Source organism: Rhodopseudomonas sp., assembly GCF_036404135.1.
Taxonomy (GTDB): Bacteria; Pseudomonadota; Alphaproteobacteria; order Rhizobiales; family Xanthobacteraceae; genus Rhodopseudomonas_A.
This window is the reverse complement of sequence record NZ_DASWPE010000025.1, coordinates 45,059-53,237: the sequence shown is the minus strand read 5'-3', so window position 1 is coordinate 53,237 and position 8,179 is coordinate 45,059. Positions and strand designations below refer to the sequence as shown.

The following is an 8,179-nucleotide window of genomic DNA, read 5'->3' as shown; positions in this document are numbered from 1 at the left end:
CTTGTTATGACCGCGCCGCGAGCCGGAGTGCTGGATATGAGGCGGGTTGTCGTCACGGGCCTTGGCATGGTCTCGCCGCTTGGCTGCGGCGTCGAGCAGACCTGGAACCGGGTGCTTAGCGGCGAAAGTGGGGCTCGGCAGATCGAGACTTTCGACGTCTCCGATCTGACCAGCCGAATCGCCTGCGTGGTCCCACGCGGCGACGGTAGCGATGGCACCTTCAATCCCGATCAGTGGATGGAGCCGAAGGACCAGCGCAAGGTCGATGATTTCATCATCTACGCGATATGTGCGGCGCGGCAGGCGCTGGACGATGCCAACTGGCATCCCGCTACCGAAGAAGATCGCTGTGCCACCGGCACCATGATCGGCTCCGGGATCGGCGGGCTGTCCGGCATCGCCGACGGCGCGGTGCTCCTGAAGGAGCGCGGGCCGCGGCGGCTGTCGCCGTTCTTCATTCCCGGACGACTGATCAACCTCGCCTCCGGCTACGTCTCGATCGAGCACGGCCTGAAAGGTCCGAATCATGCGGTGGTCACCGCGTGTTCGACCGGCGCGCATGCGATCGGCGACGCCTCGCGGCTGATCGCGCTGGGCGACGCCGACGTCATGGTGGCGGGCGGCTCCGAGGCTCCGATCAGCCGGCTGGCGATGGCCGGCTTCTGCGCGATGCGCGCGCTGTCGACGAATTTCAACGACACCCCGCACAAGGCATCGCGTCCCTACGACCGCGATCGCGACGGCTTTGTCATGGGCGAGGGCGCCGGAATCCTGGTGCTTGAGGAATACGAGCACGCCAAGGCCCGCGGCGCCCGGATCTACGCCGAGATCGTCGGCTACGGCATGTCCGGCGACGCCTATCACATCAGCGCGCCGAGCCCGGACGGCGACGGCGCCTATCGCTGCATGAGCGCGGCGCTGAAGCGCGCCGGGCTGTCGCCATCCGACCTCGACTACATCAACGCCCACGGCACCTCGACGCCGCTCGGCGACGAGATCGAGCTCGCCGCGGCGCAGCGCCTGCTCGGCAACGCCGCCTCGACCGCGTCGATGTCGTCGACCAAATCCTCGATCGGCCATCTGCTCGGCGCCGCCGGCGCAGTGGAGACGATCTTCTGCATCCTGGCGATTCGCGACAACACCGCACCGCCGACCATCAATCTCGATCATCCGTCGGTGGAGACCGCCATCGATCTGGTGCCGCTGAAAGCCCGCTCGCGCGAGATCAACGTCGCACTGTCGAACTCGTTCGGGTTCGGTGGCACCAATGCCTCGGTGATCGTGCAGCGTGTGCCCAACTAGCGCTGAACGGTGGATGGCTCCTCCGTTTCGCCGCAATCGCTGCTAAACCCTAGGGCGGGGGTTCGGAAGTTCTCGTCAGTCTTGCCGCGCGTTGTTCAAGAGACCTTCCGAACCAAAGCATGATACCGAAAAGCGGCTGCCGGTTTTCGGACAAGATCATGCTCCACCAAAATGCGAGAGCAGGGTGACGATTCGAACAAACCTCATGCTGCTCAAGACTCAAAATTTGCTAGTGTCCTAGCGAAGCCGAAGTTCGCCGCAGTGCGTGTCTGGCGCGAAGCGAATTTCGGATCGGGACACGAGGGGTCGGTGGTTCGCGAAGCGCCGATTGCAAAGCCTGCAACTGCGCTGGGCGTCTCTCCCAAGTCTCGGCTACGATCGTCGTTTTCGCCGGCCCCGATTGAACGACAGGAATCAGGTTGCACCGATGAGTGAAAGGCCGCCGATTTCGCCGAAGAGCCCGCGTGCCGCGCTGGAGCCCGAGCAGGTGCCGCCGCCGCCGAAGCGCTCGGAGCGCGCCCGCAATCCTTTGGTGGTGATCGGCAACGCCATTATCACCATCGTACTGGTGGCGATGATCGGCGCCGGCGGCATCTACGTCTACGGCAAGCAGAAGATCGAGGCCGCCGGGCCGCTCAAGGACGACAAGATCGTCAACATTCCGCAGCGCGCCGGGATGGGCGACATCGGCGACATCCTGCAGCGCGAGGGCGTGATCGACAACAATCGCTGGGCCTTTATCGGCAGCGTGTTCGCGCTGAAGGCGCGCGCCGATCTGAAGCCCGGCGAATATCTGTTCCAGAAGAGCGCCAGCCTGCGCGACGTGATCGCCACCATCGTCGAGGGCAAGGTGGTGCAGCACGCGGTGACGATTCCCGAAGGGCTGACCTCCGAGCAGATCCTGGCGCGGCTCGCCGAAAACGATATCTTCGCCGGCAATGTGCGCGAGATGCCGCGCGAAGGCACGCTGTTGCCGGAGACCTACAAGTTTCCGCGCGGCACCACCCGCGAGGCGGTGGTGCAGCGCATGCAGCAGGCGCAGAAACGCGTGCTCGCCGAGATCTGGGAGCGCCGCAATCCCGACGTGCCGGTGAAGACTCCGGAGCAGTTGGTGACGCTGGCCTCGATCGTCGAAAAGGAAACCGGCAAGCCCGACGAACGCAGCCGGGTCGCCGCGGTCTACGTCAACCGGCTGCGCCAGAAGATGAAGCTGCAATCCGACCCGACCATCATCTACGGCCTGGTCGGCGGCAAGGGCACGCTGGGCCGCCCGATCAAGCGCAGCGAGATCACCCAGCCGTCGCCCTACAACACCTACGTCGTCGACGGGTTGCCGCCGGGTCCGATCGCCAATCCCGGTCGCGCCTCGCTGGAAGCCGCCGCCAATCCGGCGCGCACCCGTGATCTGTTCTTCGTCGCCGACGGCAGCGGCGGCCACAGCTTCACCGAGACCTACGATCAGCACCAGAAGAACGTGGCGAGGCTGCGCACGCTGGAACGCCAGATCCAGAACGACACCGTGGAGCCCGCGGACGACGCAGCACCCGCCGCCGCGCCGCAGGCGGGGCCCGACGCCAACGCCGCGGCGCCGGCCGCGACAGCGCCTGCGAAGCCGCAGAAGCGGGCGCGCGCCACGGCGCCGGCGCCGGCGCGGCAAGGCGCGGCACAGCAGCCGGCGGCGCCGCCGCCCGCCAGCCAGGAATAACCGAGCAGCGACACAGACGCCCGGCGAAAGCGGGTCCCGCTTTGCCGCCAGACGCGCTAAGTTTCGCGCACAGTTTTTGCGAGTCTCAATCCTGAAATCCGTGGAGATCTTTTGGCGATGTCGTTGTCGAGCATGACCGGGTTTGCCCGGTGCCACGGGAGCAGTGGCCCCTATGCCTTCGAATGGGAATTGAAGTCGGTCAACGCCAAGGGCTTCGATTTCCGGATGCGGCTGCCGCCGGGCTGGGACGACATCGAACAGCCGGTGCGCAAGCGCGCCGCCGAGGCGCTGTCGCGCGGCACCGTCTACGCCAACCTCACCGTGAAGCGCGCCAACGCGCTGTCCACGATTCGCATCAATCAGGACGTGCTCAATTCGATCCTCAAGGTCGCCGGCGAGTTGACCGGGCGGATCGACGCGGTGGCGCCGAGCGTCGACGGCCTCTTGGCGATCAAGGGCGTGATCGAGGTGGTCGAGCCGGACAGCGACGAGGCCGAGGACAAGGCGGCGCGCGCCGCGGTGGAAGCCGCCTTCGCGCAGGCGCTGGCCAGCCTGGTCGAGATGCGCAAGCGCGAAGGTGGAACGCTCGGCGACATCCTGCTGCAGCGCATGGACGAAGTCGAAAGCCTGGCGAAACAGGCCGAGCAGGCGCCGGGCCGCAAGCCCGAGGCGATCCGGGCGCGGCTCGCCGAGCAGATCGCGGCGCTGCTGGAGGCCTCCGACCGCTTCGATTCCGACCGGCTCAATCAGGAAGCGATCATGATCGCGACCAAGGCCGACATCCGCGAAGAACTCGACCGCATTGCCTCGCACGTCGCGCAGGCCCGCGACATGATCAAGAAGGGCGGCGCGGTGGGGCGGCGGCTGGATTTCCTGGCGCAGGAATTCAACCGCGAGGTCAACACCTGCTGCTCCAAGTCCAACGATCTGGAATTGACCAACACCGGGCTTGCGATGAAGAACGTGGTCGAGCAATTCCGCGAACAGGTTCAGAATCTGGAATGAGCATGACCGAGCCGGACCACAGTTTGAACGGAGTGGAGCGGCGCGGGCTGATGTTCGTGCTGTCGTCGCCGTCCGGCGCCGGCAAGACCACGCTGTCGCGGATGCTGGTCGCCGAAACCCCGGAATTGCAGATGTCGGTGTCGGCGACGACGCGGCCGATGCGGCCCGGCGAAGTCGAGGGCCGCGATTACGACTTCGTCGACCGGCCAAAATTCGACGCCATGGTCGCCGCCGGCGAATTCCTGGAATGGGCCAACGTGTTCGACAATTGCTACGGCACGCCGCGCGTGCCGGTCGAAGCTGCGTTGTCGGCCGGCCGCGATGTGCTGTTCGACATCGACTGGCAGGGCACCGAGCAGCTGCGAAAGCGCGCGCCGAAGGACGTCGTCAGCGTGTTCATCCTGCCGCCGTCGGTGCAGCAGCTCGAACACCGGCTGCACACCAGGGCGCAGGATTCCGACGCGGTGATCCGCGGCCGGATGAAAAAGGCCGGCGACGAGATGAGCCATTACGACGACTACGACTACATCGTGATCAACCGCAATATCGGGCTGGCGTTCGAATCGGTGCGCGCGATTCTGCGCGCCGAGCAGTTGAGGCGCGATCGCCAGGTCGGCCTGGCGTCGTTCGTCAGCGCGATGCGGCAGCAGCTGGAGCGGTAGCTGTCCTTGAATGCCGCGATGACCGCGCGGTGTTGAACGTCGCTCGCGATGCCGGCGATCGCAACTCCCCACGGCGTCATTCCGGGGCAGGAGCGGCGTCAGCCGCGAATGAACCCGGAATCTCGCTGCATCTGCCGCTGCCCTGCTGGCCGCAAGATTCCGGGTTCGCTCGGCCCATCGGCCTCGCGCCCCGGAATGACGGCCGCGTTGTCTGTGGCGCATCCCGTCGACCGAACGGCGAAGCCATCTGCCAGGGCGACGCAGTCTGCAAGTCGTCTCGCTTCAGGCGTCGCGTGGCAGCGTCAACGCGGCCGCGGCGCCTTGGCCAACAGCGGCGCAACGGCGGCGTTGGCCGGCGCGGCGCTGGCGCGGTCGCGCGCGATGCGCAGCCAGTTCATCGGCGGCGGCTCGTCTTCGATGGCATCGGATGCAGCGGGGGCAACTTCAGCATGCGCTGGCCACGGCGCCGCCGATGGGGTCTCCGGCATCCCGTCGTAAATCGCGTCGTGATACAGCGGCTCCTCGCGGCGGATGATCGGCCGTGACGGCCCGAACCGCATCACCAGATGCGCGATCAGTCCGGCCAATCCCAGCGCGCCGGCAAGGCCGGCGAACAGCATCCACATCGAATCGTCGCCGGCGACGGCGGCCGGCGCCGGCGCTACGTCGGCGTTGGCCGCGGGCGCGTCGGCGACCGTCATGCTGTCATCGCTCACGGGGCTGGCAGCCGGATCGGCCTGCGCCGCCTGACGCTCCAGCCAGCGGTTGGCGAAGGCGACGCGCTGGTTTTCGAGACTGGCGGCCGCGGAGGCCGGCGCGGTGGCCTGTTGCGGCAGTGCGACGTCGCCGCGGCTGGGCTCGGTCAGTTCGCGGGTCGGGACGTATTCGGCGCGGGCGTCGGACAGGCTGCGCGGCGCGGGCGCGACGGGCGCCGGCGTCTCCGTCGCAATTGGCGGCGCCGCCTCGGCGTCGGCGACGGCGGTGGTCGGGGGTGCGCCCTTGGCGCGGGTGTACCAGCATTGCCGTTTTGTTTCGCGCTCCAGCCGGTAGTACCAATGCGCGCCTTTCGGCGCGGCGCCGCTCGGCGCGGTCAGGCAGTCGGCGGCGTACAGCGGAGCGGGCGGCATCGCGAGCCCTCCGCCCAGCACTATGGCGGCGATCGCTGCGGAAGCCCAAATCCTATTGGGCAATGTCCGGTTGCGCTGTCGCATGCGCGTGTCCCCTTGTTACTCAACGATGCGGTCGTCATCGGCGGTTGTTGCCGGTAACTTTTCGTTGAGAAATGGGGTGGCAATGCGCCATAAATCTGAACAGCATTGGGCAATATTCCGGCCCCGCGCGAGCGCGCCGGCGCGGCGCGATCAATGCTGCTGAACGCTGCGGCCGCGGCACTCAGTTGGTCAGCACGATGCGGCCGACGACGTGGCCGGCGCGCAATTCGTCGATCCATTTCTGCACCTCGGCCATCGGCTGTTCCTGCATCGGCGTGGGCTTGATCGTGCCGGCGCGCGCCAGTTCCAGCAATTCCTTGGCCTCGGCGAGCGTGCCGGTCATGAAGCCTTCGATGCTCATCCGCTTGTAGATCCAGTTCACCATCGGCATGCTGAAGCTGCCGCCCATCAGCCCGGACACCACGATCTTGCCGCCGCGCGCCACCACGCCGGTGGCAAAGCCCATCGACTTGTCGCTGCCGGCGAAATCGACGATGGCGTCGAAGCCGCCGGTCTCCTTCATGATGCGCTTGACCAGATCCGGCTCGGTCGGATCATAGGCGGTCGCGGCGCCGTTGTTCAGCGCGGCCTGGCGCGCCGCCGGATTGATGTCGGCCACGCTGATGTCCTGCTTGAACATCGCTTTGGCCAGCGACAGCCCCATCATGCCGACGCCACCGAGCCCGATCAGCAGCAGATTGCGCTGCCGCTTGCGATCGACCAGCCGCTTCAGCGCGCCATAGGCGGTGGCGCCGGAGCACATCAGCGTCGCCGCCTGGTTGATCGGCAACGGATCGTAGTCGAGCAGATATTTGGCGTCCGGCACCAGCACGTGGCTGGCAAACCCGCCGTCGATCGCGACGCCGAGAAAGCGGTTGCGCACGCAAAGATTCTCGTCGTCGTTCAGGCAATCGCGGCATTGGCCGCAGCCGATCCAGGGAAACACCGCGGTGTTGCGGCCGATCAATTCGGCCGGCGCGTCCGGCCCGACCTCGGCGACGACGCCGGCGATCTCGTGGCCGAGCGTAAACGGCAGCGTCATGCCCTTGGTGGTGTCGAGCCTCTTGCCGCCGCCCAGGTCGGCGTAGCCGTCCTGGATATGCAGATCAGAATGGCACAGCCCGCAGCGCTCGACCCGCACCAGCACCTCGCGGCCCTGCGGCTTCGGCGTCTCGACGATGGTCTCGCACAACGGCGCGTCGAATTTGACGAGCGACTGCCTCCGCATCAACGCCATGGCGTTCCTCTCCGTTTTTTCTGCTCCCACAGATCACAGCTCGCCGTCGCGTTCAAGCCGAGGGGCGGGCGGCCGCGGGCGGTCAATCGAGCGCCGGGATCGCCAGATAGGCCAGTCGCTTGACCTCGCGCCGCATCTTGGTGGTCATGTCGAGGATCAGTCCAGCGAACACGTTGAGGACGCCGACGATCACCAGCGCGACGCTGAGGACCGCGGTCGGCAGGCGCGGCACCAGCCCGGTCGCGAGATAGGTTTCGAGCAGCGGAATGCTAAGGAACACCGCGACGACCATCAGCAGGACGCCGAACCCCGCGAAGAAGCTGAGCGGGCGTTCGTCTTTGACCAGCCGGGCGATCAGCGCCAGGATCCGGACGCCGTCGCTGTAGGTCCGCAGCTTGCTCGCCGAGCCCGGCGGGCGTTCGACGTAGTTGGTGGCGACTTCGGCACAGGGCATCCGCAGCTCCAGCGCGTGCACCGCGAGTTCGGTTTCGATCTCGAAGCCGGACGACATCGCCGGAAACGATTTCACGAAGCGCTTCGACAGCACCTTGTAGCCCGACAGCATGTCGTCGAGCTGCCGGCCGAAGATGCTGCGCACCAGCGCGGTCAACATCCAGTTGCCGAAGCGATGGCCGGCCCGGTAGGCCTGCTTGGCGGTGGACACCCGCAGCGCGTTGAGGAAATCCAGCCGCTCGTCGACGAAGCGGTCGACCAGCGCGCGCGCCGCCGCGGCGTCGTAGGTGCCGTCGCCGTCGACCAGCACGTAGAGGTCGGCCTCGATGTCGGCGAACATCCGACGCACGACGTTGCCTTTGCCCTGGCGCGGCTCGCGGCGCAGGATCGCTCCCGCGGCCCTGGCGCATTCCGCCGTGCGGTCGGTGGAATTGTTGTCGTAGACGAAGATCTGTGCCTCCGGCAAAGCCGCGCGGAAATCCTCGACGACTTTCCCGATGGTGATGTCTTCGTTGTAGCACGGGATCAGGACCGCGACGCGTCTGCCGTTCACTGCCATCATTTTCGATCCTGCGGTTGAGGGTCGCATACCATGGAACGCGAT

General features: G+C 66.7%; 7 protein-coding genes. 4 read left to right on the top strand and 3 right to left on the bottom strand.

Annotated features, from left to right (window positions below; all coding sequences use genetic code 11):
* Nucleotides 1-36 precede the first annotated feature (36 nt).
* The 4 genes from fabF to gmk all read left to right on the top strand — a co-directional run bounded on the left by fabF (nucleotide 37) and on the right by gmk (nucleotide 4,674).
* A complete protein-coding gene (fabF, locus tag VGC77_RS03295; RefSeq protein WP_331170132.1) occupies nucleotides 37-1,302 on the top strand; it encodes a beta-ketoacyl-ACP synthase II in 1,266 nt (421 codons plus the stop codon).
* A 427-nt stretch (nucleotides 1,303-1,729) separates the two neighbouring features.
* A complete protein-coding gene (mltG, locus tag VGC77_RS03290; RefSeq protein WP_331170131.1) occupies nucleotides 1,730-3,007 on the top strand; it encodes an endolytic transglycosylase MltG in 1,278 nt (425 codons plus the stop codon).
* A gap of 117 nt (nucleotides 3,008-3,124) precedes the next feature.
* Nucleotides 3,125-4,012, top strand: a complete 888-nt coding sequence (locus VGC77_RS03285; protein WP_331170130.1) for a YicC/YloC family endoribonuclease — start codon at nucleotides 3,125-3,127, stop codon at nucleotides 4,010-4,012.
* Between the two features lie 2 nt (nucleotides 4,013-4,014).
* On the top strand, nucleotides 4,015-4,674 hold the full coding sequence (gmk, locus tag VGC77_RS03280; protein ID WP_331170129.1) for a guanylate kinase: 660 nt from the start codon (nucleotides 4,015-4,017) through the stop codon (nucleotides 4,672-4,674).
* Nucleotides 4,675-4,976: 302 nt separating this feature from the next.
* Here gmk and VGC77_RS03275 read toward each other — a convergent pair whose 3' ends face one another.
* From VGC77_RS03275 to VGC77_RS03265, 3 genes are all read right to left on the bottom strand, one after another.
* Nucleotides 4,977-5,801 (bottom strand): hypothetical protein, encoded by an 825-nt coding sequence (locus tag VGC77_RS03275; protein ID WP_331170128.1) that lies wholly within the window; start codon nucleotides 5,799-5,801, stop codon nucleotides 4,977-4,979.
* Between the two features lie 265 nt (nucleotides 5,802-6,066).
* A complete protein-coding gene (locus VGC77_RS03270; RefSeq protein WP_331170127.1) occupies nucleotides 6,067-7,122 on the bottom strand; it encodes an alcohol dehydrogenase in 1,056 nt (351 codons plus the stop codon).
* A gap of 82 nt (nucleotides 7,123-7,204) precedes the next feature.
* Nucleotides 7,205-8,134: a glycosyltransferase gene (locus VGC77_RS03265; protein ID WP_331170139.1), complete on the bottom strand. Its 930-nt coding sequence runs from the start codon at nucleotides 8,132-8,134 to the stop codon at nucleotides 7,205-7,207.
* Between the last annotated feature and the right edge of the window lie 45 nt (nucleotides 8,135-8,179).